Source organism: Neisseria benedictiae, from assembly GCF_958267435.1.
Classification (GTDB): domain Bacteria; phylum Pseudomonadota; class Gammaproteobacteria; order Burkholderiales; family Neisseriaceae; genus Neisseria; species Neisseria bergeri.
Genome location: NZ_CATQFV010000058.1, coordinates 115,013 through 140,665, shown reverse-complemented (window position 1 = coordinate 140,665; position 25,653 = coordinate 115,013). Strand labels below are relative to the sequence as shown.

The window sequence follows — 25,653 nt, the reverse complement described above, 5'->3', positions numbered from 1 at the left end:
TGAAGTTTAATTCTACCTAACCACACCATGATTACCGACACCATAAGTAATGCCCCCCGCTACGCTGCCCTGCATCCCGACTTTGCCGAGGCCTTCCATCTGTTGCAGACCCTAGATTTTGCCAATCTGCCGGACGGCCAATTGCCGTGCGAAAATCCCAATATCCGTATTTTTATCGGCAGCGAGCCGATGAGGACTCAAGGCGAAGCCCGGCCCGAAGCACACTTAAAACACATTGATATTCAAACGCCGATTGATGGCAGCGAAACATATGGCTGGATAGACAGAGGCCGTCTGAAAAACGGTTTAGGCTACAATGAAAAGCGCGATATCGAGTTTTTCAACTGCGAGCCGGAAACTTGGCTGACCTTGGAGCCCGGCGAATTTGCGCTATTTTTCCCGAATGATGCGCATGCCCCGTTGGTCGGCGACAGAGCAAACATACGCAAAGTTGTTTTTAAAATCCGTGTTGAAACCGAACGTCTATAATATTTCAGACGGCCTTATCCCCTTATTCAGGACACAATATGTCTTTTTTCAGCAGGTTGTTCCGCTCCAAACCTAAATTAATGACTTGGCAGGAATTTGTCGAATATTTTGCCCGTCGCATCCAAGAAGAATTGGATCTTGAGGCAAAAATCGACTGGGGCGAAAACATTGCTTCTTCGCCTATCATCGTCCAGTTTTCCGAAGACGATGAAGCATCGTTCAGCACATATTTGAGCAACCATTACACAAGTTATCTGCAAAATCCCGAGGCCTTGGAAGCTATTGTTGCTGCCAATTTAGCGGTTATCGATAAGATTCAAGACGCTGATGCCAGTGTTTCAGCACAACAAATTCTTCCGACAATTAAAAATACGATTTATCTGGAAAACGCCAGACTGATTACAAATACGGACGAAGACGAACCTACCGATTACTTGGTATACAAACCGATTGCGGGCGATATCATGTTGCTTTATATGGTGGATACGGAAGAATCCATGCATACGCTCAATCGTGAGCATATGAAAGAGGCCGGTATTGAAGATGAAGACGCCCTGTATCGTACCGCCATGGATAATTTGCGCCAACGGATGAATGGACGTGTCCAAATTCATCATGCCGAAGGTTGGTCATTGACCCAAATCCATTTGGACAACGACTATGATGCTTCCCTGATTTTGCTTTTGGACGAAGTACTTAAAGACGATCCTATGCTGCCGGCCAACCCTGTTTTTGCAGTCCCGGCGCGCAATGCCCTGCTCGTTTGCAGCCCGTCCGATGAAGAAGCTTTGCAGGCGATGGCGAATATTGCCCTGCAGGCATTTGAAGACTCTGCCTACGCAATTTCTACCCAGCTTTACCAGTACCATAATGGTACAATCAGCGTTTTCAGAGCAAATTGATTTAAGGCCGTCTGAAAAACAGGCGACCTGCCCTTTACCTAAAACCTTCCCATAAGGAAACCCGAAATGACCAAACATATCGCTATCTTGCGCGGCGACGGCATCGGCCCTGAAATCGTTGCAGAAACCGTCCGTGTACTCGACAAACTTATCGAACAAGGTTTGGATGTCAGCTACGAATATGCGCCTTTGGGCGGCGAAGCCTATGACGAATACGGCCATCCTTATCCAGAATTCACGCAAAACCTTTGCCGTAAAGCCGATGCGGTCCTGCTTGGTGCAGTCGGTTCTCCTCAATACGACAATCTCGACCGTCCGCTGCGTCCTGAACGCGGCTTGTTGGCCATCCGTAAAGACTTGAATCTGTTTGCCAATTTACGCCCTGCTATTTTGTATAAAGAGCTGGCCAACGCTTCCACTCTGAAACCGGAAATCGTAGCCGGCCTCGACATCCTTATCGTACGCGAACTGACCGGCGATATTTACTTTGGCGAACCGCGCGGCATCCGTGTTTTGGAAAACGGCGAACGCGAAGGCTACAACACCATGAAATACAGCGAAAGCGAAATCCGCCGTATTGCCCATGTTGCCTTCCAATCCGCCCAAAAACGCAACAAAAAAGTCTGCTCCGTAGGCAAAGCCAACGTTTTGGAAACCACCGAACTGTGGCGCGAAATCTTTGAAGAAATTGGCAAACAATACCCTGATGTCGAGCTTTCCCATATGTACGTGGACAACGCCGCCATGCAGTTGGTACGCGCGCCCAAACAATTTGATGTGATTGCCACCGGCAACATCTTCGGCGACATCCTCTCTGACGAAGCCTCCATGCTGACCGGCTCCATCGGTATGCTGCCTTCTGCTTCTTTGGACGAAAACGGCAAAGGCCTGTACGAACCGTCCCACGGCTCCGCCCCCGACATCGCCGGACAAAACAAAGCCAACCCGCTGGCCACTATCCTCTCGCTTGCCATGCTGCTGCGTTACAGCCTGAACGACGAAGCCCGCGCGCAACAAGTCGAAAACGCCGTACAAAAAGTACTGCAACAAGGCTTGCGTACCGGCGACATTTACGAAGAAGGCACGAAACTCGTTTCCTGCTCCGAAATGGGCGACGCGGTACTCGCCGCCTTGTAAAAAACAAAGCGCGGATCACACCGCGCTTTTTCATCTGCCCTTTTCCGCCCGCCCCGTTCGTCAACTGCCTGCAAACCCACCGTTTACCAGCAGGAAATGCCATAAATCCCCGCCTATGTTAGGATAAACGCCTTTATCGGCCCACACAAAGGATTATCATCATGAAAAAAATCATCATCGCCGCACTCGCAGCAGCAACCATCGGCACTGCCTCCGCCGCCACCTACAAAGTAGACGAATATCACGCCAACGCCCGTTTCTCCATCGACCATTTCAACACCAGCACCAACGTCGGCGGTTTTTACGGTCTGACCGGTTCCGTCGAGTTCGACCAAGCAAAACGCGACGGTAAAATCGACATCACCATCCCCGTTGCCAACTTGCAAAGCGGTTCGCAACACTTTACCAACCACCTGAAATCAGCCGACATCTTCGATGCCGCCCAATATCCGAACATCCGCTTCGTTTCCACCAAATTCAATTTCAACGGCAAAAAACTTGTTTCCGTTGACGGCAACCTGACCATGCACGGTAAAACTGCCCCCGTCAAACTCAAAGCCGAAAAATTCAACTGCTACCAAAGCCCGATGGCGAAAACCGAAGTTTGCGGCGGTGACTTCAGCACCACCATCGACCGCACCAAATGGGGCGTGGACTACCTCGTTAACGCCGGTATGACCAAAAGCGTCCGCATCGACATCCAAATCGAGGCAGCCAAACAATAAAATCTTTGATAGGAATCAATAAAGATGCCGTCTGAAAAGGTTTGGAAATCGAGCTGACCCAACTTTTCGACCTGAAACAATACGGACAACTCGAACTGCGCCTGTTTGCCGACAGGGTCCGCAATCATGCCGACGACAAAGACAGTAGGAATGCGGACTCAGACCGCCTGCGCAATGACGGCTACTATATGCCCAACCTGCCTATTTCCCGCTACGGGCTGGGTGCAAGCTGGAACAAAGGGGCATGGCAAATCGGCAGCAGCCTGACCCGCTACGCCGCTGCCAAACACACCGGAAACATGGCTGCGGCATACAAAGAACCCTCACTCGGCTCCTACGCCCTGCTCGATGCCTATGTCAGCCATACGCAAAAACACGGCAGATACAGCACAGAATGGTTCTTGGACGGCCGAAACCTGACCAACCGTACCGCACGCGCGCAAAACTCCATCCTCAAATACATTGCGCCGCTGCCCGGACGTTCTATCCGCGCCGGTGTGAGAATTTCGCTGTAAACATCAAATACCGCCTGTAAACGAAATGCCGTCTGAACATTCTTCAGACGGCATTGATTTATTTCAAATACCGATACAGCGTTCAATCTGCCACTTTTTTCAATTCTGCACGCATAGCACCGATGACTGCCTTGTAATCCGGTTTGCCGAAAATCGCCGAACCTGCCACAAAAGTATCTGCGCCGGCTTGGGCGGCAGCGGCGATATTGTCGGTTTTGATGCCGCCGTCCACTTCAATGGCAATACGTCTGCCGCTTTTCTCTTCATAGCGGTCAAGTATGGCACGAACCTGTCTGATTTTTTCCAAAGTGTGCGGAATGAAGCTCTGACCGCCGAACCCGGGGTTGACCGACATCAGCAAAACCATATCCAGCCTGTCCAATACGTTTTCCAACAGATATACGGGCGTTGCCGGATTCAACACCAGCCCCGCCTGACAGCCCATGTCCCGAATCAGGCTCAAGCTGCGGTCAATATGGCGGCTCGCTTCGGGATGGAACGTGATGATTGATGCCCCCGCTTTGGCAAACGACTGAATCAGGTCGTCAACGGGTTCGACCATCAGATGCACATCGATCGGCACGCCCGCATAAGGCTTCAATGCCGCGCAAACCATAGGGCCGAAAGTCAGGTTCGGCACATAATGGTTGTCCATCACGTCAAAATGGATCAGATCTGCACCAGCCGCAATGACGCTTTCCACCTCTTCGCCAAGCCGTGCAAAATCTGCCGATAAAATGCTGGGTGCGATACGGTAAGTAGTCATGTTTTTTCCTTCAATATCCTTTTATAGTGGATTAACAAAAATCAGGACAAGGCGACGAAGCCGCAGACAGTACAGATAGTACGGCAAGGCGAGGCAACGCCGTACTGGTTTTTGTTAATCCACTATACGTTCCGATTCCGCCGTTATGTCTGCCTGCCGGACATACGTACGCATTATTAACAAAAGTTAACCGCGATAATACCATCTTTCACACGTCAATCTAGTATATTTCCTAAAATTTCCAACAAGAGGAAAAGCCGTGCCACTGCTCGCTCCCTGCCATTTTGCCAAACCTGCCGCCTCTTTTTTAAGTATGGCTTTGCTTTCCTGCCAGCTTTCCCACGCCGCCACGGCTTATATCCCCCTGAACGATTTTCAACCGAACTGCGACATACGCCGGCTCGGGCTGACACAGGGTCAGCACAATGAGCTGCGTAAAATCCGCGCCGCCTTCAAAATGGCGGGCGACAGGGCGCGTTTGAAGGTTATGCATTCCGAACACAGCCGCCGCCGGTCTGTCGTTGAAATCATTTCTTCGGATGTTTTTAATCGGAACGAGGCGCGCGATTATGTCGAAAGCCGCTACCACTCCAGCATGGATTTTGCGGTGGACGAATTGGAAATCCAACACCGCTTCTTCCATATCCTCACACCGCAACAGCAGCAAATGTGGCTTTCTTCCTGTCTCAAATAACTCCTAAAAAACTTACAGCATCCGTTGTTCCGGCAGCCTGCCCGCCCAGTCGCAGGCAAACTGCCAAGCGGAACGTCCCGAGCGGTTGCCCCGCATCTGCGCCCACTGCAACGCCGCCGTCCGGGCAGTTTCGTCATATAGCACATCAAAATCTTCCAACCAGCTTTGCACTGCCGACAGATAATCGTTTTGATCGAACGGATAAAAGCTGAGCCACAATCCGAAACGGTCCGATAGGGATACTTTTTCTTCTACCGCTTCTTTCTGATGGATTTCTCCGCGCACGCCTGTCGTACCTGCATTTTCATCCAAATATTCAGGCATCAGGTGCCGTCTGTTGGAAGTCGCGTACACCAGCACGTTGGCGCAACGTTGGGACAGACCGCCGTCCAATGCCGTTTTCAATGCCTTATAGGTTTCGTCGCCACTTTCAAATGACAAATCGTCGCAAAACACAATGAATTTTTCCGGGCGTTCCTTCAAAAGCGTCAACAGATACGGCAGGCCGATCAAATCGCTTTTATCGACTTCGATCAGGCGCAATCCCTTATCCGCATATTCGTGCAGCAGGGCTTTGACCAGCGAGGATTTGCCTGTTCCGCGCGCGCCGCTCATCAATACATTGTTCGCCGGTCGGCCGGCAATGAATTGTTCGGTATTACGCACCAGCAATTCGGTTTGCCTGCCGACTCCGGCAAGCCGCGACAAAGGGAAAACGTGCGGATCGGGCAAGTGTTCCAAAAAACCTTTTTTGCCCGCACTCTGCCAGCGGAAGGCAAGCGCGTTCCAGTCCGTATGCCCGGGTTCGGGCGGAAGCACGGCATCCAAACGCCGCAAAACAGCATAGGCTTTATCGAGAAATTCGTTCAATTCCATCTCTACCTCACTTTGCATATCTTTGCGCCATCAGCCGTTCGACGGTATCGACAATTGCCTGCGTATTCGGATCGATTTCGATGTTGATCCTGTCTCCGACCTTTCTGCTGCCGAACAGCGTCCGTTCCAAAGTTTCAGGAATCAGATGGACATTGAAACGGCTGTCTTCGACTTTGCCTATGGTCAGGCTGCAACCGTCCAAGCCGACGAACCCTTTGGTCAGGATATAGGGTTTGAGTTCGTGCGGGAGTGAAAACCAAACCGTGCGGTTGAACCCGTCCCGTTCTATTTCGACAATGGGCACGGTTGCCATAATGTGTCCGCTCATAACGTGTCCGCCGATTTCGTCGCCGAAACGCGCCGCCCGTTCGATGTTGACGCAATCGCCTTCCTTTAACAGCCCCAAATTGGTTTTTGCCAAAGTTTCCGCCATTAAATCGAAGCTGACGCGGTTTCCTTCGATTTCGGTAATCGTCAGGCAGCAGCCGTTGTTGGCGACCGATGCGCCGCGTTGCAGATTGTCCGCCGCCTCTTGCGGAAGCTCGACGACATAAGTCTGAAACGCCTCCGACGGGCGGTGGATTGCAGTCAGTTTTCCCAATCCTTGAACAATGCCTGTAAACATAATCCTGTTTCCCTATGTCGGTAAAATAGTGCAAATTGTAGCATTTCCCCGCGAAAAATGCCGTCTGAAACGCCTTCAGACGGCATTGTGCCTCCGGTTCGGGCAAAAACCGCCCGGTACGGCCTGACCTTTCCTTTCCGCGCCGGTCGGCAGTGTTGCCCTTATCCCTCCTGCAAATCGGTTTGCGTGTTCAAGTCGGCAAAATGCCCGTCAAACTCGAATCTGACCGGCCGCGCCCTTTGCTGCTGCAACCAGCTCCTCAATGTTTTCATACCCGAAAACAGATAAGGAATCGCGCTTTGCAGAATTTGCGGACGGATATATATAATGTTGTAGTACATCGTTACCGGCGTTTCCACATAAAACGCATTGCACAACGGTGTGCGTTTGGAGACGCTTTCAAAGCGCGCGACCAAATCGTCCGGCAGGTACGGCATATCGCACGGCACAACCAAAAGCCAGTCGGCAGTCGCCAACTGCAAATCGTTGGCTGCGGTACACAATGCCGAAAGCGGGCCGAAATGCTGCCACTGCCGCGCATCGGGAAAAACGTGCGGGCTGCGGCGGGCATATTCTTCCAAATTCCGGTTGGTACTGATGGCGATATGGCTGACCTGCGGCCTGACCCTGTCGATGACATGGTCTATCAGTGCCTTACCGCCCAAAAGAGCAAGCCCCTTGTCCTCGCCTCCCATACGGCTCGCCTGCCCGCCGGCCAGTATCAGAGCAAAAGTTTTCATTGCGGATGTTCTCTTGGAAAAGTTCGAGGTTTTCATGATTGCAGTCTGTCGTTTCCAATAGTTCAAAATGCCGTCTGAAGCAGACGGCAAATAAATTCATATTATTTGAATTTTATCATAACATGATTTAACACTGAAGCGGTACGGATTGAGTTTTCCTTAACCAATTCTTTCTGAGCAGTTGTATCTAATCCCAAAGAATGATATTGTTTGCATTATTTGGAACAATTTTTCGCCGAGCATGATACTGCCAGCCCGTTTTTCAGACGGCATCAGCCTTTCCCTTCGCCTGAAACTCCTGACCGGACTGTGGGTCGGGTTGGCGGCACTGTCTGTCGTTTTGACACTGCTGCTCTCTTTGCGCTTGGAAAACGCGGCCTCCATCATCGAAGAGGCGGGCAACTTGAGAATGCAGGCATACCGTCTGGCATACATGGCGGGTGAAGGCTCGCCCCGCGCACAAATCGACAATCAGATTGCCGAATTTGAAAAAAGTTTAAAACGCATTGCCCAAAGCGATGCCATCCATCCGCTGATTCCCTCCGACAATCCCCTTGCCTACGATTTGATACAGTCCATGCTGATTATCGACTGGCAGGCACACATCCTCCCCCCGCTCCAGTCCTACCGGCGACCGACTCAGGTCGATCTCTACCGCTTTGCCGGAAACATCGAACTGTTTTTGCAGGCATTGGAAAATGCCAACGAAAAAAACACATGGTGGCTCAGGCGTTTTCAATGGGCGATTATGCTGATGACGCTGGTGTCGTCGGTACTGATGCTGTTTTGGCACCAAATCTGGGTTATCCGCCCGCTTCAGGCATTGGGAGAAGGTGCGGAACGCATCGGTCAGCGGCATTTCGACATCCCTGTTCCCGAAGACGGTACGCCGGAATTCAAACAGGTAGGCCGCTGTTTCAACCAAATGGGCGGCAAACTCAAAGCCCTGTACGACAATTTAGAAGGGCAGGTTGCCGAACAGACCCATAACCTTGAAAAGCAAAACCGCAACCTGACCTTGCTGTACCGGACCACGCGCGACCTGCATCAATCCTATACGCCGCGACAGGCGGCGGAAGAATTTTTGAACCACATCCTGCCCGCCGTGGGCGCGCAATCCGGCAGCATCTGCCTGGAAAACGGTTCCGACACAGACATTTCCGTCCATACGGCCGAACACGGCAAAAAGCCCCATCATTTGGAAAAATACCATGACGAAACCTTCCCCATCGAATATCAAAACGAGAAACTGGGTATGCTTTCGCTCAGCTTTTCAGACGGCATTTCCCTCACCGGAGACGACCGCACGCTGCTTCAAACCCTGATTCGGCAATTAGGCGTATCGCTCGCTGGCGCGAAACAGGAAGAAGAAAAACGTCTGCTTGCGGTATTGCAGGAACGCAACCTGATTGCGCAAGGATTACATGACAGCATCGCACAAGCATTAACGTTCCTAAACCTACAGGTACAGATGCTGGAAACCGCCTTTGCCGAAAACAAACGGGAGGAAGCCGCAGAAAACATCAGCTTTATCAAAACAGGCGTGCAGGAATGTTATGAAGACGTCCGCGAACTGTTGCTCAACTTCCGTACCAAAATCAGCAATAAAGAATTTCCCGAAGCCGTTGCCGACCTATTCTCGCGCTTCACGCAACAGACCGGCACGACTGTCGAAACCGCTTGGGAAAACGGCACGCACCTGCCTACACAGGACGAGCAGCTCCAAATGATTTTCATCCTGCAAGAAAGCCTGTCCAACATTCGCAAACACGCCCGCGCCACCCATGTAAAATTCACCCTTTCCGAACACGGCGGACGCTTTACCATGACCATCCAAGACAACGGACAAGGTTTCGACACGGAGAAAATAGGAGAACCTACCGGCAGCCATGTCGGACTGCACATCATGCAGGAGCGTGCCAAACGCATCCGTGCCGTTTTAGAAATCCGTTCCCAACCCCAACAAGGAACCACCGTCTCATTGACGGGTGCATCTGAAGAAAGCTTGAAATGACCATTAAAATTATTCTGATAGACGACCATACCCTTTTCCGCAGCGGCATTAAAGCCCTTTTGTCGCGCCAACACGGTTTTGAAGTCATCGGCGAAGCCGCAGACGGACTCTCGGGCATCAAAATGATCAGCCGGCTGCAACCCGATGTCGTCCTGCTCGACTTGGATATGCCCGGTATGAACGGACGCGAGGCACTCTCCCAAATCATCAGCATCAATCCGCAACAGGCAGTGATTATGCTGACCGTTTCCGAAGACAGCGACGATTTGACCGAATGTATGCGCATCGGCGCGCGCGGCTACCTGCTGAAAAACATCAACGCCGACTTTCTGCTCGAAAGCATACGCAAAGCCGCCGATGGCGATAATGTATTCTCTCCCGAGATGACCGCCAAACTCGTCAAAAGCCTGATTTCCCCGCAACCCGCCCAAGGGACGCAGGCACTCTCCTCACTTACCCCTCGCGAACTGGAAATCTTGGGCTATCTCGCCGCAGGACACAGCAACAAAATCATCGCCCGCCACCTCGATCTTGCCGAATCCACCGTCAAAGTCCACGTTCAAAACCTGCTCCGCAAACTCAACCTCAGCAGCCGTGTGCAGGCCGCCGTTTACGCCATCCGGCACAACGTCCCCCAACCTGTGCTGGAATAGGCGTTCAGACGGCATCGGGTTAGGAAAAAAGCAATGCGCCCCTTTGACGGGGTGCAATATATAAGGGACGGCATCCGGTGTGCCGTCCCTTTAAGTACGCCATTACCGCCGTAATCCGGACGGAATGGCTTAGGCGGTTTATTTCCAAGAATATTTCACACCCACGGTGCCTTGGTAGCCTTTATGTCTGTTGCTATCGAAGGATTTTTCATAGCGAGCATCTGCATAAAGGTAAGTGTTTTCACTTAAGGAGAATTGAGAACCTAAGCCTAATTCCCACCAAGTGCGGGCAAACTTCCCGGCTAATTTGTCCGACCCGATTAATGCGTTGCCCCTTGCTTTAAAATCGTGCCAAATATTGCCGGTGAAATAATAGGTGCGCGTGCGTTGCTTATCGTTCGGTTGGTTATGCGCCAAACGGAAACCGACACGGCCGCGCAAACCGTAACCTTTTTGCGAAACGGCACGAGTGCCGTCGTTAAAATCTCCCAAGCGCAAGTATTGAGCAATCAGTTGTGCTTGCGGCTCTAAAATCCAACTATCCCCGTTGTTGGTTTTGTCTTTACCTAAGGCGTAAGGGCGGCCGGTTTCCACTGAAAGGGCAGCTCCCCAGCCGTGATTTTTCGCACCTGTACCGTCAACCGCCGAATAACGGTTATTTAACCAAGAAAGCTGCCCCACCAAATCAATGTAAGTGCCGTTTTCATGGTAACGCGTATCGGTTACACCAAGATTAAGTGCGGTAGTTTTTACATGGGAAGTTAATTTATCTGCAATCACGATGCCGTTTTTCGCGCGGTATTCATCATAGAATTTGCTATGGGAACGTAACGCACCGAAATACAAGCCGGTAAAACGACGAGTGAGTTTGCCCTCATCATCTTGTTTGGTTTTAACATCAAAATCGTGTCCCACTTGGAAGCCGTACATATTGGTTTTGAAACCAAAACGTTCTTTTCCATCGAGTTTGAGGTGTTTGCCGATTACGCGCCCCCAAGATTGTTTTTCCACATCTTGCCAATAACTGCCTTGCTTGTCCCAAGAAAGGGTTTGGTTTTCGCCACGGCGTTGGTGAAGTGTATCCAGCATCGCATAGCCTGATTCCAAGTTTTGACGGGGAACGAGTGTATAAGCCGGCGCGCTTGACGTGATGATGGTTTTATCTTGATTCGGCGTGGTTAAAGTCCAGAAGTATTCTGTCGCGCCCGCCTCATCTTTGCGTGAAACCAATTGCAATTCCCCCGCCCCTGTGGTTTTTGCTGTACCGGTAAAGGTTGAACGCGTATTGTAAGCGTAAGGTTTGGTTGCATCCGTAGAATTTATTTCACCATTTGCTGTTCCTTTGTCATCGCCTAAAACTTTAATAACAGGGACACTACGTTTGTAGCGATCGGCAAGTTCGCCGATTGAGCCATCAATAACATTTTCAGTACCATCTGTTTTAACGGCTTTAACAGTCGTATTACCAGAGGCATCACCTGTAATCGTTAATAAATCTGATTCTGAATGTGAGCCGGAATAATCGCCCGGGGTATCCCATTTGGTGTTTACTTCTAACACGCCATTATTACCAACATAATTCCCTTCAATGGTGAGTTTGTCGGCATAGGATTGATTCGCGAGGGTGATGATACCGCCGTTGGTGAATGTTCCCTTTTCAAATACAGAAGTTGTACCCGATAAAGAAATGCCTGTATTAGATAGGGTTAGCCTACCGCCTGATAGCAATGTAGTTCCTTCGGGTGTTTCTAATGATGTACCTTTTTCAAGGTTAAATGTTGCCTTTGTCAGTTTTATCGTTCCAATATCCGATGTGTATTCTATTGTCCCGTTCGCAATTTTTATCACGCCGTCTGTAATAGGGAGTGTCAACTTAAATGGTTTTTCTGTCCCATCAGGCTTAATAAGCGTGCCGGATGCGCCAAATAACAATCCTTCGGGAACGGTAATGGTTCCATCGGTAATTGTTTTACTGATGCTTGCATTGCTGTGATTATGTACTAATTGAATTTTATAGTCGGTGCCTGCCCCTGCCGCATTTTTTGAAGCATCCAGTACACCACCATTGGCAAGATTCACATCATAAGCGGTCGCACGTTGGACAGCTTCATCGGCTTTCGGTGCTAATTCCCAAGTTGCGTTATGATCAACGACAACATCAAGTTTAGAGCTTAAGCCCGCCCTTGAATGCTGATGCGTCAGGCCGACCGCTTTTGCCTGATTATCCAGCGTAAAAGTAAGATCTGAGGCTTTGGTTTTTGCTAATTTTGTTTCAGCCAACCAACCTTTGTTTGCCGCCCTTGCTTCAGATTGCTCACCTTTTAATAAGAATTTTGCATTTTCAGCAACAAATTCCCCATTGTTAAACCAGCTGGCGACTTTGCCTCCTGCAAACTGTACCGCCAAGCTGTTCACATTCTTGGCATCCGCGACAATCAATGAGGCATTTTCAGAAGTGGTTGAAATTTTGGTATTGTTCAACCGCACTTCTTGATCTTTGTTTGGTTCGTTACGGGAAACATTATCACTAAAAAAGCCATACCGTACTTTAGTGGTATAGTCTTGCGTATCAAATACAATAGCGGAATTACCCGACTTGATTGTTCCTGTACTGGTTTCACTATCTGCGATTAAACGGGATTTTGTGCCGAATAAGCGCACCGTAGCTGAATCTTTTGTTTCTGAAGTATCAAGCACCATATTGCCTGTCGAGTTGATTGCCGCACCTTTGTAATCATTAGGTTTATCTGTGTTAGGTAATTCTGGTTTACCAATTTTCAGTGCTGCGGAATGTTTACCATTTGCTTTTACAGTGATATTGCTGTCTTTTAAATTGGCTTCCGCGCCGTCGCCGTTGATATAGATGCCAGTCAGATAATCGCCGATTTTAGCCGTTGATTTGTCTTCAACATTAATTGTTAGGTTTTTTTCGGCGGTAAATACCGCTTTGGGCTTGGATGTATTGTGCCTGTCGATACGGATACCGGAAAGCTGTTGCCCGAACGGTGCGGTTGCTTTGTCAAAACTCTTTGAGCCCAAAACCGTACCTGCCGTATTATCTACCTTGACAGACGCATCACCTTTCAAAGTCAACGCGGTTTTATTTTTGCCGTCACCCGCCCAGTCGTAGCCAACGGCAATGCCGTAAGCCGCGTTAGAGTCCGGCGACATATTATAATTTTGCTCACTGGAAAGGGTAATGTCGATGGAGGTTTTGCCCTGAATTTCTGCCGAACGGTCGCCACGGATAATCAGCCCTTTCGGGCGCGAATGCTGCGAAGGGTCGGCAGGTTTGACCGTAATATCCGCATTGCCGGTTACGGTGTTGTTTGCGTGATTAAACTCAAAACCGATAGGTTCGTCAGTAGAACCGGCAAGGTTGACTGAAATAGCATCCATCACGGGGGGGGGCGGAAAAAGCCGTTACAGACATAGATGAAATCAAAACACTTAAAATTGTTTTATTATGGACGGATTGCTTCATAAAACCTCCGCATTTCGGGAACAGGGATAAATACGATGTAAGAATAAACTATATTATATGCTTTTCTCATTCTACAACATTATTAAAATATAGTTAAGAAGTTTTAAGTCTCTATACCGGGAAAAATATCGGTTTGCAGAACTGTGTTGCGGATACGCGTTCGGAAGATGCAAAATGCCGTCTGAAAGGGCTTTCAGACGGCATTTCAATGTATGAATAATCAGGCAACTTGGGTTTGATGTTCGTCACCCCGACGCTCGCGGATGCAACCCAAACGGTAAACTGTCTCGCCCTGCCCGCTCAGGAATGACTGAACCGCATCGGCATCTTCGGCAGCGACGATGACGACCATACCGATGCCGCAGTTAAAGGTTCGGTACATTTCTTGGGTTTCCACATTGCCCGCCTTTTGAAGCCATTGGAAGAGCTTGGGCAATTCCCACGATTCGGCATCGATTTGTGCAACCGTGTTTTCAGGCAACACGCGCGGCACGTTTTCGGTAATGCCGCCGCCGGTAATGTGCGCCATACCTTTAATGGTAAATTTTTCTAAAGCGGCAAGAATCGGTTTCACATACAGACGGGTCGGCGCAATAACGGCCTCACGCAAGGTTTTGCCATTATCAAACTCGGCATCCAGATCGGGATTGTCGCGTTCGATGATTTTACGGATGAGGGAATAGCCGTTTGAATGTGCGCCGTTGGAAGCCAAACCCAATACCACATCGCCCGCGCCGATGCTGCGGCCGGTAATGACATTCTCTTTTTCCACCACGCCGACGGCAAAACCCGCCAAATCGTATTCACCAACGGGATACATACCCGGCATTTCGGCAGTTTCCCCGCCAATCAGGGCGCAGCCGGATTCTTCGCAACCTTGTGCAATGCCTTTGATCACATCGGTCGCGCGCGGAACATCCAATTTGCCGCAGGCAAAATAATCCAAGAAAAACAATGGCTCAGCACCTTGAACCAAAATATCGTTGACACTCATTGCAACAAGGTCGATGCCCACCGTATCGTGTTTATCCCAATCGAAGGCAAGTTTGAGCTTGGTACCTACGCCGTCCGTACCGCTGACCAATACGGGGTTTTGATATTTCTTGCCGATTTCGACCAACGCGCCGAAGCCGCCCAAATCCCCCAATACTTCCGGGCGCATCGTGCGTTTGGCAAAAGGTTTGATGTTTTCGACCAGTTGGTCGCCTGCGTCGATATCGACACCTGCATCGCGGTAACTCAATGAAGTACTCATCATTTTTCCTTGGTAAATGGGGATTGGACGGTAAAATAACGGGGCGTATTCTACCTTATTTCGCGTTTGCAGGTTTGGATTTTTAGACAATATTGTAAACAATATTCTTTGTATGGCAGATTTTTTGACAAACCGTGCAAGGATATTGATGACCCAAGCAAGGTCAGGTTCGGTATTTGAAAATTGTCCGGAAAAACAAGCCCGCCGGATTTTGACGGATTGCCCCATAAAATTAAAAATGCGGGTTTCCCGAAACAGCAACCGTTCCGAGACCGGAAGTACTGGCATCACCTGTCCGCAGATAATCCGGTACAAACTTTTTTATTGTTCATACAATGATTTTATTTAAGAAAATATATGAGCTATCGGACAACCCGTTTCCCGATACCGGCCAATAAAATGCCGTCTGAAATTTTTCAGACGGCATCGCGTATCATTTAAACATTAATCCAGTAAACATCAATCCAGCTTTTTAAAGTGGCGGCGGCGTTCCAATTCGCTCAAGTAACGCTTGCGCAGACGGATGGATTGCGGTGTGATTTCTACCAGCTCATCATCGTCGATAAACTCGACCGCGCCTTCCAGCGTCAGCTTGATCGGCGTAGTCAGGCGCACGGCTTCGTCAGTGCCGCTGGCACGGATATTGGTAAGTTTTTTGCCTTTGAGCGGGTTGACCACCAAATCGTTGTCGCGACTGTGGATGCCGATAATCATACCTTCGTAGATTTTGTCGTTGGGCGATACGAACATACGGCCGCGGTCTTCCAGATTCCACAAGGCATAAGCAACCGCCTCGCCCTGCTCTTGGGACACCAGCACGCCGTTGTGGCGGCCGGGCATATCGGGTTTGACGGGCGCGTAGTCGTCGAACACGTGGCTCATCAGCCCGACACCGCGCGTCAAGGTCATAAATTCGCCTTGGAAACCGATCAAGCCGCGCGCTGGAATATGGTATTCGAGGCGGGTGCGTCCGTTACCGTCGCTTTCCATATTGGTCAGTTCGCCACGGCGGCGGCCGAGTTCTTCCATTACCGCGCCTTGGTTGTCGTCGGGTACGTCCACGGTCAGGTTTTCATACGGTTCGCATTTTTGACCGTCGATGTCGCGGTACACGACGCGCGGTTTGCCGACGGCGAGTTCGTAGCCTTCGCGGCGCATATTTTCCAGCAAAATGGTCAGGTGCAGCTCGCCGCGTCCAGATACGCGGAACACGTCGGCATCGGCGGTATCTTCCACGCGCAGGGCGACGTTGGTCAGCAATTCTTTTTGCAGGCGGTCGCGGATTTGGCGGCTGGTTACGAATTTGCCTTCGGTACCCGCCAACGGGCTGGTGTTGACCATAAAGTCCATCGTCAGCGTCGGTTCGTCCACGCTCAACATCGGCAGGCCTTTGGGGTTGTCTTTGTCGGTGATGGTTACGCCGATGCCGATGTCTTCGATACCGGAAATAATCACGATGTCGCCGGCTTCGGCTTCTTCAAGCGGCACGCGTTCCAAACCTTTGAAACCCAAAAGCTGGTTGATGCGGCCTTGGGCGATTTGCTGCTCGTGGTTCATGACGGCAACGGTTTGACCGGGTTTGATGCGCCCGTTCAGGATGCGGCCGATGCCGAGGCGGCCGGTGTAGTTGTCGTAGTCGAGTTGGGAAATTTGCAGTTGCAGCGGCTCGTCCGCACTGCCGCTCGGTGCGGGCGTGTATTTTAGGATGGTGTCGAACAGCGGACGCATGTCGTTGCTCTCGTCGGTTTCTTCCAGCTTGGCAAAGCCGCTCAAACCTGAAGCGTAAACAATCGGGAAATCCAACTGCTCGTCGGTCGCGCCCAAGTTGTCGAAGAGTTCGAAAGTTTGGTCGATAACCCAGCTCGGGCGGGCGGACGGCTTGTCGATTTTATTGATGACGACAATCGGTTTCAGCCCCAAAGCCAAGGCTTTTTTGGTCACGAAACGGGTTTGCGGCATCGGACCTTCCTGTGCGTCCACCAACAAGACGACGCAGTCCACCATCCCCAAAACGCGCTCCACTTCGCCGCCGAAGTCGGCGTGTCCCGGCGTGTCGACGATATTGATGTGGTAGCCCGCGTAATCGATGGCGGTGTTTTTGGCGAGGATGGTGATGCCGCGTTCTTTTTCAAGGTCGTTGCTGTCCATCACGCGCTCATCAACCTGCTGGTTGGCGCGGAATGTGCCGGATTGGCGCAGCAGTTGGTCGACTAATGTGGTTTTGCCGTGGTCGACGTGGGCGATAATGGCGATGTTGCGGATTTGTTTCATAATTAATGTTTTTCAAAAACTGTAAGAGATAACTGCGCATTATACCACGCTTTACCGGACAGTATTTGGGAAATGAAGATGCCGTCTGAAGCCCTTGCCTTTCAGACGGCATCTTCTTACATATAGTGGATTAACAAAAACCAGTACGGCGTTGCCTCGCCTTAGCTCAAAGAGAACGATTCTCTAAGGTGCTGAAGCACCAAGTGAATCGCTTCCGTACTATTTGTACTGTCTGCGGCTTCGTCGCCTTGTCCTGATTTAAATTTAATCCACTATACTTTCAGTTATCCAGTTCAGTTATCCAGTTGCGCAACCACCTTGCCGCCGGGGCGATTTCGCTCGCCAACAGCCCTGTCGTAATGCCTGCCGATTCTTTTATGACATCTGCCGCCGCACCGTGCAGCCAAACGCCCGCGCAGGCGGCTTCAAAAACCGGCACGCCCTGTGCAAGCAGACTGCCGATGATGCCGCCCAACACATCTCCGCTTCCCGCCGTTGCCAGCCCCGCGTTGCCGCTATGGTTGGCATAGATTTCCGTATCGGACGCGGCAACCAATGTTTTGTGCCCCTTTAAAACCACGGTTGCGCCGAAAATTGCCCCTATCTTTCTCACTGCCGCCGTCCGATCCGCCTGAACCTGTGCAACCGTCGTTCCAAGCAGGCGCGCGGCTTCGGCGGGGTGCGGCGTTAAAATCAGGTTTTTACACCCACGCGCCAGATTTCGGGTTTCGGCATCGGTTGATAATATGTTCAGCGCGTCCGCATCCAAAAGGACGGGCTTGTCCGTGTGTTCCGCCAAAATTCCGGCAAGCGTTCCGACCGCCGCCTTATCCGTACCCAGGCCGCAACCCGCCGTCCAAGCGTTTATGCCTTGACGCTTGGTCAAACCGTCTGCCGTGTCCAACATAATTTCGGGAAAACCGGCAATGACGGCGAAAGGCAGCGTTTCCTGATTGAAACCCGCCCACACCTTACCGCAGCCAAGATACATCGCCACGGATGCCGCCAATATGGGCGCGCCGCTCATACCCGCAGCCCCGCCGACAACCGCCAGTGTTCCGAAAGTCCCTTTGTGCGAATCTTCCGCACGGGCTTTGAAAACATGGGGAAAACGCAATGCCGTCTGAAGCATCCGGCGGCGGCTTTCGCCTGAAAGATGAAAAACGGGAAACATTGCCCCTCCAATCGGTTAAAATTAAGGCTCGAAAACAAACCGATTCTACCGCCGGAAACCGATTATGAAAAACAAAACCAAAGTCTGGGACCTCCCCACCCGCCTTTTCCACTGGCTGCTTGCCGCATCCCTGCCCTTTATGTGGTATAGCGCGAAAGCCGGCGGCGATATGCTGCAATGGCACACGCGCGTCGGGCTGCTCGTCCTTTTCCTGCTCGTATTCCGCCTCTGCTGGGGTATTTGGGGCAGCGATACCGCCCGTTTTTCCCGTTTTGTCCGAGGTTGGGCAGGCATACGCGGCTATCTGAAAAACGGCATTCCCGAAAATATCCAGCCCGGACACAACCCCTTGGGCGCACTGATGGTCGTTGCGCTTTTGGCAGCTGTCTCATTTCAAGTCGGCACCGGGCTTTTTGCCGCCGATGAAAACACCTTCAGCACCAACGGCTACCTCAACCATTTGGTTTCCGAACATACGGGCAGCCTTATGCGGAAAATCCACCTCAACTTTTTCAAGCTGCTCGCCGTTTTTTCCGCCATTCATATCGCCGCCGTCGCCGCATACCGCGTGTTCAAAAAGAAAAACCTCGTCCTCCCGATGATAACCGGCTTCAAATACATCGAAGGCAAAACCTCAATCCGCTTTGCAGGCAAAGCCGCGCTTGCCGCCGCATTATCGGTTGCCGCACTTGCCGCAGCCGCCATTTTATTCCTTTCCTGAAATTTGGACATTATGCCGTCTGAAGCCCTTTTCTGCCTTTCAGACGGCATTCCCCTCACCACGCAAACGGTCTGAATGCCCGAAACGGCTTCAGGCCGTTTTTCTTCCGAAACCGTTATAAAACGGAAAACCGCCGTATCCGCAGCCGCCCCCATATAGCTTTCAGCTTCTAACAAATACCTTTTTATTATTTAACCGGGGAAATCCTTTTGTCTAAAATGACTCGCGTTCCGACAAAAATACCGCGACGCATCATATCGGAAACAAGGTGCGTGCAAACAGCAAAGGAGTTCGCCAGTGAATTATTTCCCCATTTTCGCCAACCTCGCCGGCCGCCCCATATTGGTCGTAGGCGGCGGTTCGGTCGCCGCGCGCAAAATCAGCCTGTTGCTGGATGCCGGCGCGCAAGTCAGGGTTGTTGCAAATCAGTTGAATGCTGAATTAAGTGCGCTGGCGGCAGAAAACAAAATCCTGTGGCTTGCCGAAGAATTTCGTGCCGAACACATCCGCACAGTTTTCCTCATCATTGCGGCAAGCAGCGACCAAGCCCTCAACCGGCGCGTTTTCCATCTTGCCGAAAGCTGCCAAAAACCGGTCAACGTGGTGGACGATCGCGATTATTGCAGTTTTATTTTTCCTTCGATTATTAATCGCAATCCGATTCAAATTGCCGTTTCCAGTTCGGGCAGCGCGCCCGTCCTCGCCCGTTTGCTGCGTGAAAAACTGGAAGCCCTGCTGCCTCATTCTTTGGGCGATATGGCGGAAATCTCCGGAAGATGGCGCGATGCGGTCAAAGCCAAACTGAAATCCGTTACCGAACGCCGCCGTTTTTGGGAAAAACAGTTCAACGGCCGTTTTGCCGCCCTCGTTAAAAATCAACAAACCGCCCAAGCCGAACAGGAGTTGGCAAAGCAGTTGGAACAAAATTATCAAGGCGGTTTTGTGTCTTTGGTCGGTGCGGGCCCCGGCGATGCGGGGTTGCTGACGCTCAAAGGGCTGCAGGAAATCCAACAGGCAGACGTGGTGCTTTACGACGCGCTGGTTTCAGACGGCATACTGTCCCTCGTCCGCCGCGATGCGGAACGGATTTTTGTCGGCAAGCGCGCGCAAGGCGGCTGCATTGCACAAGAAGAAACCAATGCGCTTTTGATCAAACTAGCCCGCGAGGGCAAACGCGTGGTGCGTTTGAAAGGCGGAGATTCTTTTGTGTTCGGACGCGGCGGCGAAGAATTGGAAGTGCTGGCGCACCACCACATTCCGTTTTCGGTTGTGCCCGGCATTACCGCCGCCATCGGTGCGACGGCTTACGCCGGCATCCCGCTCACGCACCGCGATTATGCCCAAAGTGCGGTTTTCGTAACCGGCCACCGCAAGGCGGATGCGCCCGATATCGAATGGCAGACGCTTGCCCGCAGCCGCCAAACCCTGGTGATTTATATGGGCACGCTCAAAGCCGCGCTGATTGCCGAACGGCTGCAACAATACGGTCGCCCGCCCGACACGCCTGCCGCCGTCATCAGCCACGGCACGCAATCAACGCAATCAACAGCAATCGGCACGCTCGCCAACCTCGCCCGCCTCGCCGAAAACGCGCCGAAGCCGGCTTTAATTGTTGTGGGCGAAGTGGTGGAACTGCACGAAAGACTGGCTTGGTTCGGCGAAAACGCCAAAAAAGCAAGCAATCCGGCCGAACACGCGTATTTTGCATTGGACGGACTGGGCACCGGACAAGAACAACAAGCCGCATAAAGCAAGGCGGACAAAATGAAAATTTTCAAACCTGCTTTATGGAAAATTCCGCCGATTGAAAATGGCAGTGAAACAGCTTTGGCGGAAAAAACGGAAACCCTCAAACAACGCCTGCACCGGATTGCCGGCAGCCACCGGGATGCACGGTTTGCCAGCAGCCTTGCGGCAGAAGATATGGTGATTACCGACCTTATCGCCGGCGAAAACCTCAATATCGGCATTTTTACCTTGGATACGGGGCTGCTGCACGCGGAAACTTTAAACCTGTTGGATAGGATTGAACGTGTTTATCCGCATATGCAAATCAAGCGTTTCCAACCGATACGGGAAGATGCCCTGCATTATGTGGAAAGCAAAGGCAGGTTTGCCTTTTACGACAGCGTTGAAGCGCGCCGCGAATGCTGCCGCATCCGAAAAATCGAACCGCTCGACCGCGCCATTGCAGGCGCGGACGCCTGGCTTACCGGGCAACGCCGCGAACAGTCCGCCACACGCACGGAACTGCCGTTTGCCGAATACGATGCCGGACGGGGCATCGGCAAATACAACCCGATTTTCGACTGGTCGGAACACGACGTGTGGGCATACATCCTCGCCAACAATGTGCCTTACAACGATTTGTACCGGCAAGGATTTCCCAGCATAGGCTGCGACCCCTGCACCCGTCCCGTCAAGGCCGGCGAAGACATCCGCGCCGGGCGGTGGTGGTGGGAAGATAAAAACAGCAAAGAATGCGGGCTGCACAAATAATTCATAAGGATCAAACAGAGGAAATAAGGAATATCGTATGACGAAAACCGAACCGAACAACGCCCAACTCGACTGGTTGGAATCCGAATCCATCCACATCATCCGCGAAGTAGCGGCGGAATGCGAAAACCCCGCCCTGCTCTTTTCCGGCGGCAAAGATTCCGTGGTCCTGCTCGCCCTCGCCTGCAAAGCCTTCCGGCTGGGCAGCCGGCCGGTGAAACTGCCCTTCCCGCTGGTGCATATCGACACGGGACACAATTATCCCGAAGTGATTGCCTTCCGCGACGCGCAGGCGGCAAAACTCAATGCCCGCCTGATAGTGGGGCGCGTGGAAGACTCCATTGCCAAAGGCACGGTGGTCTTACGCAAAGAAACCGATTCGCGCAATGCGGCGCAGGCGGTTACGCTGTTGGAAACCATCGAGGCAAACGGCTTTGACGCGCTGATGGGCGGCGCGCGGCGCGACGAAGAAAAAGCCCGCGCCAAAGAACGGATTTTCTCGTTCCGCGACGAGTTCGGACAATGGAATCCGAAGGCGCAACGCCCCGAGCTGTGGTCGCTGTACAACACCAGGCTGCACAAAGGCGAAAATATGCGCGTCTTCCCGATTTCCAACTGGACGGAACTCGACATCTGGCAATACATCGCCCGCGAAAACCTCGAACTGCCGCCGATTTATTACAGCCACAGGCGCGAAGTGGTCAGACGCAGGGGGCTGCTGGTCCCCGTAACGCCGCTCACCCCGAAAATGCCGTCTGAAACCTCCGAAATCCTTGATGTCCGCTTCCGCACCGTCGGCGACATCAGCTGCACCTGCCCGGTAGAAAGCACCGCGTCCACGCCGACGGAGATTATCAGAGAAACAGCGGTTGCCGACATTTCCGAACGCAGCGCGACCCGGCTGGACGATCAGGCAAGCGAGGCGGCAATGGAAAAACGCAAAAAAGAAGGCTATTTCTAAATTTCAAAAACCCTTTAAGCAGATATGAGGAAGAAAATATGACGGCACAACACCAGACCCCGCTCCGCTTCATTACCGCCGGCAGCGTCGATGACGGCAAAAGCACCTTAATCGGACGACTACTCTACGACAGCAAAGCCCTGCTGTCCGACCAAATCAAAACCTTGGAATCCGGCAAAAGCAAAGGTTTGAAAGAAGCCATAGACTTCTCCATCCTGACCGACGGACTGGAAGCCGAACGCGAACAGGGCATTACGATCGATGTGGCATACCGCTATTTTTCCACGGCGAAACGGAAATTCATCATCGCCGACACGCCGGGGCACGAACAATACACGCGCAATATGGTTACGGGCGCAAGCACCGCTTCGGCGGCAGTCGTACTGGTTGACGCATCCCAACTGGATTTCGGCGCGCAGCCCTTGCAGCTTCTGCCGCAGACCAAACGCCATTCCGCCATCCTCCGCCAACTCAACTGCCCGCATATTGTGGTGGCGGTCAACAAAATGGACCTGCTGGATTACAGCGAAGACAAATTCAACGCCATTGTGGAGGCATACCGCCGGCTCGCCGGACGGCTCGGTTTGAAAGACGTGCATTTCGTACCGGTGTCCGCACTCTTGGGCGACAACCTCGTTTACCCCGGCGGCAATATGCCGTGGTATCGGGGCGAACCGCTGCTGGCCATCTTGGAAAACCTGCCGGGGGCGGACGAAGTCAGCCGCACCGCCGACGATTTTTATTTCCCCGTGCAACTGGTCGTCCGCCAAGATGCCGACAAGGCCGATGATTTCCGAGGCTATCAGGGGCGCATCGAACGCGGTTCGGTCGCCGTCGGACAAACCGTCCGCATCGAACCGAATGGGCTGACCGCCGAAGTGTCTGAAATCATCACACCCAAAGGCGAAGTGGCGCAGGCTTTTGCCGGAGAGGCGGCAACCCTCCGGCTGGATCGCGACATCGATGTTTCGCGCGGCGACCTTTTTGTCGATAAAAATTCCCCGCTCGCCCCGCAAAAACATCTGGAAGCCACGCTTTGCTGGTTTGACGAACGTCCGCTCAACACCGCGCGCAAATACCTGCTCAAGCACGGCACGCAAACCGTGCCGGCAAAAGTCGGGGAAATTGAAAGCGTTTTGGATGTCCGCACGCTGGAACAAGAGGCCGGCGCGGAATCCTTGAAGATGAACGACATCGCCAAAGTCCGCATCAACCTTCAAAAACCCGTTACGGCAACGCCTTATGCGGAAAACACCGCCGCCGGTTCGTTTATCCTGATAGACGAAGCGACATACGGCACTGTTGCGGCAGGTATGATTTTATGAGTGAACACGATATGCAGAACACAAATCCGCCATTACCGCCTATGCCGCCCGAAATCACGCAGCTCCTGTCGGGGCTGGACGCGGCACAATGGGCGTGGCTGTCCGGCTATGCTTGGGCAAAAGCAGGAAACGGGGCATCCGCAGGGCTGCCCGCGCTTCAGACGGCATTGCCGGCGGCAGAACCCTTTTCCGTTACCGTCCTTTCCGCCTCGCAAACCGGCAATGCGAAATCCGTTGCCGACAAAGCGGTGGACAGCCTGAAAGCCGCCGGCATACAAGTCAGGCGCGCCGAACTGAAAGACTACAAGGCGAAAAACATCGCCGGCGAACGCCGCCTGCTGCTGGTTACGTCCACCCAGGGCGAAGGCGAACCGCCGGAAGAAGCCGTCGTGCTGCACAAACTGCTGAACGGCAAAAAAGCCCCGAAATTGGACAAACTCCAATTTGCCGTACTGGGCTTGGGCGACAGCTCCTATCCGAATTTCTGTCAGGCAGGTAAAGATTTCGACCGGCGTTTTGAAGAATTGGGCGCAAAACGGCTGCTCGAACGCGTTGATGCGGATTTGGACTTTACCGCCTCCGCAAACGCCTGGACAGATAATATCGCCGCACTCTTAAAAGAAGAAGCCGCAAAAAACCGGGCAACACCCGCGCCACAGGCAATGCCCCCCGCCGACCTTCAGACGGTACCGGAGAGCAGGTACTGCAAGGCAGACCCCTTTCCCGCCGCCCTGCTGGCCAATCAGAAAATCACCGCCCGCCAATCCGATAAAGACGTGCGCCACATCGAAATCGATTTGAGCGGTTCGGATTTGCACTACCTCCCGGGCGACGCGCTCGGCGTTTGGTTTGACAACGATCCGGCACTAGTCAGGGAAATCCTAGACCTGCTCGGCATCGATCCGGCAACGGAAATACAGGCGGGCGGAAAAACCCTGCCGGTTGCCTCCGCACTGTTATCCCATTTTGAACTCACGCAAAACACCCCCGCCTTTGTCAAAGGCTATGCCCCGTTCGCCGATGATGACGAACTCGACCGTATTGCTGCCGACAACGCCGTTTTGCAAGGCTTTGTGCAAAGCACGCCGATTGCCGATGTGCTGCACCGCTTCCCTGCAAAACTGACGGCGGAACAATTCGCCGGCCTGCTTCGCCCGCTTGCGCCGCGCCTGTATTCGATTTCCTCGTCGCAGGCGGAAGTGGGGGACGAAGTGCACCTGACCGTCGGCGCGGTGCGTTTTGAACACGAAGGGCGCGCCAGGGCGGGCGGCGCATCGGGTTTCCTTGCCGACCGGCTGGAAGAGGACGGCACGGTGCGCGTGTTTGTGGAACGCAACGACGGCTTCAGGCTGCCCGAAGACAGCCGCAAGCCGATTGTGATGATCGGCTCGGGCACCGGCGTCGCACCGTTCCGCGCTTTCGTCCAACAACGTGCCGCAGAAAATGCAGCAGGCAAAAACTGGCTGTTTTTCGGCAATCCGCATTTTGCCGCCGACTTCCTCTATCAGACCGAATGGCAGCAGTTTGCCAAAGACGGCTTCCTGCACAGGTACGATTTCGCCTGGTCACGCGATCAGGAAGAAAAAATCTATGTGCAGGACAAAATCCGCGAACAGGCGGAAGGGCTTTGGCAATGGCTGCAGGAAGGCGCGCATATCTATGTGTGCGGCGATGCGGCAAAAATGGCAAAAGACGTGGAAGCCGCCTTGCTGGATGTGATTATCGGGGCAGGACATTTGGACGAAGAGGGCGCAGAAGAATATTTAGATATGCTGCGCGAAGAAAAACGCTATCAGCGTGATGTTTATTGATTAAATATAATCGGGA

Annotated in this window: 21 protein-coding genes and 1 pseudogene; 14 read left to right on the top strand and 8 right to left on the bottom strand. The window is 52.3% G+C overall.

Annotation, left to right across the window (positions count from 1 at the left end):
- The first annotated feature begins 27 nt into the window (after window positions 1-27).
- The 5 genes from Q3O12_RS07190 to Q3O12_RS07170 all read left to right on the top strand — a co-directional run bounded on the left by Q3O12_RS07190 (window position 28) and on the right by Q3O12_RS07170 (window position 3,768).
- Window positions 28-489, top strand: coding sequence for a NanQ anomerase/TabA/YiaL family protein (locus tag Q3O12_RS07190; RefSeq protein ID WP_301669867.1), 462 nt, complete (start codon window positions 28-30; stop codon window positions 487-489).
- Between the two features lie 38 nt (window positions 490-527).
- Entirely contained in the window at window positions 528-1,391 is an 864-nt protein-coding gene (locus Q3O12_RS07185) for a DUF1444 family protein (protein WP_301669866.1), read from the top strand.
- A gap of 66 nt (window positions 1,392-1,457) precedes the next feature.
- Entirely contained in the window at window positions 1,458-2,528 is a 1,071-nt protein-coding gene (gene leuB, locus Q3O12_RS07180) for a 3-isopropylmalate dehydrogenase (RefSeq protein ID WP_301669865.1), read from the top strand.
- A gap of 161 nt (window positions 2,529-2,689) precedes the next feature.
- Window positions 2,690-3,253, top strand: coding sequence for a YceI family protein (locus Q3O12_RS07175; protein ID WP_301669864.1), 564 nt, complete (start codon window positions 2,690-2,692; stop codon window positions 3,251-3,253).
- A 41-nt stretch (window positions 3,254-3,294) separates the two neighbouring features.
- Window positions 3,295-3,768 carry a TonB-dependent receptor domain-containing protein gene (locus Q3O12_RS07170; RefSeq protein WP_301669863.1) on the top strand — a complete coding sequence of 158 codons (474 nt, stop codon included), beginning with the start codon at window positions 3,295-3,297 and terminating at the stop codon, window positions 3,766-3,768.
- 82 nt (window positions 3,769-3,850) lie between these two features.
- Here the strand turns inward: Q3O12_RS07170 and rpe are convergent, their stop codons facing one another.
- Entirely contained in the window at window positions 3,851-4,534 is a 684-nt protein-coding gene (gene rpe / locus Q3O12_RS07165) for a ribulose-phosphate 3-epimerase (protein WP_301669862.1), read from the bottom strand.
- A 259-nt stretch (window positions 4,535-4,793) separates the two neighbouring features.
- Here rpe and Q3O12_RS07160 point away from each other — a divergent pair, with 259 nt between their 5' ends.
- Window positions 4,794-5,228, top strand: a complete 435-nt coding sequence (locus tag Q3O12_RS07160) for a Spy/CpxP family protein refolding chaperone (protein ID WP_301669861.1) — start codon at window positions 4,794-4,796, stop codon at window positions 5,226-5,228.
- 12 nt (window positions 5,229-5,240) lie between these two features.
- Here Q3O12_RS07160 and Q3O12_RS07155 read toward each other — a convergent pair whose 3' ends face one another.
- The 3 genes from Q3O12_RS07155 to Q3O12_RS07145 all read right to left on the bottom strand — a co-directional run bounded on the left by Q3O12_RS07155 (window position 5,241) and on the right by Q3O12_RS07145 (window position 7,505).
- Window positions 5,241-6,104, bottom strand: a complete 864-nt coding sequence (locus Q3O12_RS07155) for an ATP-binding protein (RefSeq protein WP_301669883.1) — start codon at window positions 6,102-6,104, stop codon at window positions 5,241-5,243.
- A 7-nt stretch (window positions 6,105-6,111) separates the two neighbouring features.
- Complete coding sequence (locus Q3O12_RS07150) at window positions 6,112-6,729, bottom strand: riboflavin synthase subunit alpha (RefSeq protein ID WP_301669860.1); 618 nt, start codon at window positions 6,727-6,729, stop codon at window positions 6,112-6,114.
- Window positions 6,730-6,890: 161 nt separating this feature from the next.
- Window positions 6,891-7,505 (bottom strand): molybdenum cofactor guanylyltransferase, encoded by a 615-nt coding sequence (locus tag Q3O12_RS07145; RefSeq protein WP_301669859.1) that lies wholly within the window; start codon window positions 7,503-7,505, stop codon window positions 6,891-6,893.
- A 205-nt stretch (window positions 7,506-7,710) separates the two neighbouring features.
- Here Q3O12_RS07145 and Q3O12_RS07140 point away from each other — a divergent pair, with 205 nt between their 5' ends.
- The gene (locus Q3O12_RS07140) at window positions 7,711-9,483 is read left to right on the top strand and encodes a histidine kinase (protein WP_301669858.1); all 1,773 of its coding nucleotides are present in this window, start codon (window positions 7,711-7,713) and stop codon (window positions 9,481-9,483) included.
- Window positions 9,480-10,136 carry a response regulator gene (locus Q3O12_RS07135; RefSeq protein WP_196427975.1) on the top strand — a complete coding sequence of 219 codons (657 nt, stop codon included), beginning with the start codon at window positions 9,480-9,482 and terminating at the stop codon, window positions 10,134-10,136. Before Q3O12_RS07140 ends, Q3O12_RS07135 begins: the two co-directional genes overlap by 4 nt.
- Window positions 10,137-10,274: 138 nt before the next feature.
- Here the strand turns inward: Q3O12_RS07135 and Q3O12_RS07130 are convergent.
- The 4 genes and pseudogenes from Q3O12_RS07130 to Q3O12_RS07115 all read right to left on the bottom strand — a co-directional run bounded on the left by Q3O12_RS07130 (window position 10,275) and on the right by Q3O12_RS07115 (window position 18,320).
- A pseudogene (locus tag Q3O12_RS07130) lies at window positions 10,275-13,620 on the bottom strand (autotransporter family protein).
- Between the two features lie 220 nt (window positions 13,621-13,840).
- On the bottom strand, window positions 13,841-14,875 hold the full coding sequence (purM, locus tag Q3O12_RS07125) for a phosphoribosylformylglycinamidine cyclo-ligase (protein ID WP_301669881.1): 1,035 nt from the start codon (window positions 14,873-14,875) through the stop codon (window positions 13,841-13,843).
- A gap of 459 nt (window positions 14,876-15,334) precedes the next feature.
- Complete coding sequence (gene typA, locus Q3O12_RS07120) at window positions 15,335-17,146, bottom strand: translational GTPase TypA (protein WP_301669857.1); 1,812 nt, start codon at window positions 17,144-17,146, stop codon at window positions 15,335-15,337.
- A 280-nt stretch (window positions 17,147-17,426) separates the two neighbouring features.
- A complete protein-coding gene (locus tag Q3O12_RS07115) occupies window positions 17,427-18,320 on the bottom strand; it encodes an NAD(P)H-hydrate dehydratase (protein WP_301669856.1) in 894 nt (297 codons plus the stop codon).
- 64 nt (window positions 18,321-18,384) lie between these two features.
- Here Q3O12_RS07115 and Q3O12_RS07110 point away from each other — a divergent pair, with 64 nt between their 5' ends.
- From Q3O12_RS07110 to Q3O12_RS07085, 6 genes are all read left to right on the top strand, one after another.
- Complete coding sequence (locus tag Q3O12_RS07110; protein WP_301669855.1) at window positions 18,385-19,041, top strand: cytochrome b/b6 domain-containing protein; 657 nt, start codon at window positions 18,385-18,387, stop codon at window positions 19,039-19,041.
- A gap of 297 nt (window positions 19,042-19,338) precedes the next feature.
- Window positions 19,339-20,790 (top strand): siroheme synthase CysG, encoded by a 1,452-nt coding sequence (gene cysG / locus Q3O12_RS07105; RefSeq protein ID WP_301669854.1) that lies wholly within the window; start codon window positions 19,339-19,341, stop codon window positions 20,788-20,790.
- Between the two features lie 15 nt (window positions 20,791-20,805).
- Window positions 20,806-21,540: a phosphoadenylyl-sulfate reductase gene (locus Q3O12_RS07100; RefSeq protein WP_301669853.1), complete on the top strand. Its 735-nt coding sequence runs from the start codon at window positions 20,806-20,808 to the stop codon at window positions 21,538-21,540.
- Window positions 21,541-21,577: 37 nt separating this feature from the next.
- A complete protein-coding gene (gene cysD / locus Q3O12_RS07095) occupies window positions 21,578-22,501 on the top strand; it encodes a sulfate adenylyltransferase subunit CysD (protein ID WP_002219272.1) in 924 nt (307 codons plus the stop codon).
- A gap of 38 nt (window positions 22,502-22,539) precedes the next feature.
- A complete protein-coding gene (locus Q3O12_RS07090; protein ID WP_115118861.1) occupies window positions 22,540-23,826 on the top strand; it encodes a sulfate adenylyltransferase subunit 1 in 1,287 nt (428 codons plus the stop codon).
- The gene (locus tag Q3O12_RS07085; RefSeq protein ID WP_301669852.1) at window positions 23,823-25,637 is read left to right on the top strand and encodes an assimilatory sulfite reductase (NADPH) flavoprotein subunit; all 1,815 of its coding nucleotides are present in this window, start codon (window positions 23,823-23,825) and stop codon (window positions 25,635-25,637) included. The genes Q3O12_RS07090 and Q3O12_RS07085 overlap by 4 nt, the downstream gene beginning before the upstream one ends.
- The last annotated feature ends 16 nt before the right edge of the window (window positions 25,638-25,653 follow it).

Excerpts from the sequence above, each read along its gene's own strand:
- Q3O12_RS07090 (WP_115118861.1), top strand. The coding sequence starts at position 22,540 with ATGACGGCACAACACCAGACCCCGCTCCGCTTCATTACCGCCGGCAGC.
- Q3O12_RS07175 (WP_301669864.1), top strand. The coding sequence starts at position 2,690 with ATGAAAAAAATCATCATCGCCGCACTCGCAGCAGCAACCATCGGCACT.
- Q3O12_RS07085 (WP_301669852.1), top strand. The coding sequence starts at position 23,823 with ATGAGTGAACACGATATGCAGAACACAAATCCGCCATTACCGCCTATG.
- Q3O12_RS07145 (WP_301669859.1), bottom strand. The coding sequence starts at position 7,505 with ATGAAAACCTCGAACTTTTCCAAGAGAACATCCGCAATGAAAACTTTT.
- Q3O12_RS07115 (WP_301669856.1), bottom strand. The coding sequence starts at position 18,320 with ATGTTTCCCGTTTTTCATCTTTCAGGCGAAAGCCGCCGCCGGATGCTT.
- rpe (WP_301669862.1), bottom strand. The coding sequence starts at position 4,534 with ATGACTACTTACCGTATCGCACCCAGCATTTTATCGGCAGATTTTGCA.
- Q3O12_RS07190 (WP_301669867.1), top strand. The coding sequence starts at position 28 with ATGATTACCGACACCATAAGTAATGCCCCCCGCTACGCTGCCCTGCAT.
- Q3O12_RS07150 (WP_301669860.1), bottom strand. The coding sequence starts at position 6,729 with ATGTTTACAGGCATTGTTCAAGGATTGGGAAAACTGACTGCAATCCAC.
- Q3O12_RS07100 (WP_301669853.1), top strand. The coding sequence starts at position 20,806 with ATGAAAATTTTCAAACCTGCTTTATGGAAAATTCCGCCGATTGAAAAT.
- Q3O12_RS07140 (WP_301669858.1), top strand. The coding sequence starts at position 7,711 with ATGATACTGCCAGCCCGTTTTTCAGACGGCATCAGCCTTTCCCTTCGC.
- cysD (WP_002219272.1), top strand. The coding sequence starts at position 21,578 with ATGACGAAAACCGAACCGAACAACGCCCAACTCGACTGGTTGGAATCC.
- purM (WP_301669881.1), bottom strand. The coding sequence starts at position 14,875 with ATGAGTACTTCATTGAGTTACCGCGATGCAGGTGTCGATATCGACGCA.
- Q3O12_RS07110 (WP_301669855.1), top strand. The coding sequence starts at position 18,385 with ATGAAAAACAAAACCAAAGTCTGGGACCTCCCCACCCGCCTTTTCCAC.
- Q3O12_RS07155 (WP_301669883.1), bottom strand. The coding sequence starts at position 6,104 with ATGGAATTGAACGAATTTCTCGATAAAGCCTATGCTGTTTTGCGGCGT.
- typA (WP_301669857.1), bottom strand. The coding sequence starts at position 17,146 with ATGAAACAAATCCGCAACATCGCCATTATCGCCCACGTCGACCACGGC.
- Q3O12_RS07135 (WP_196427975.1), top strand. The coding sequence starts at position 9,480 with ATGACCATTAAAATTATTCTGATAGACGACCATACCCTTTTCCGCAGC.
- leuB (WP_301669865.1), top strand. The coding sequence starts at position 1,458 with ATGACCAAACATATCGCTATCTTGCGCGGCGACGGCATCGGCCCTGAA.
- Q3O12_RS07185 (WP_301669866.1), top strand. The coding sequence starts at position 528 with ATGTCTTTTTTCAGCAGGTTGTTCCGCTCCAAACCTAAATTAATGACT.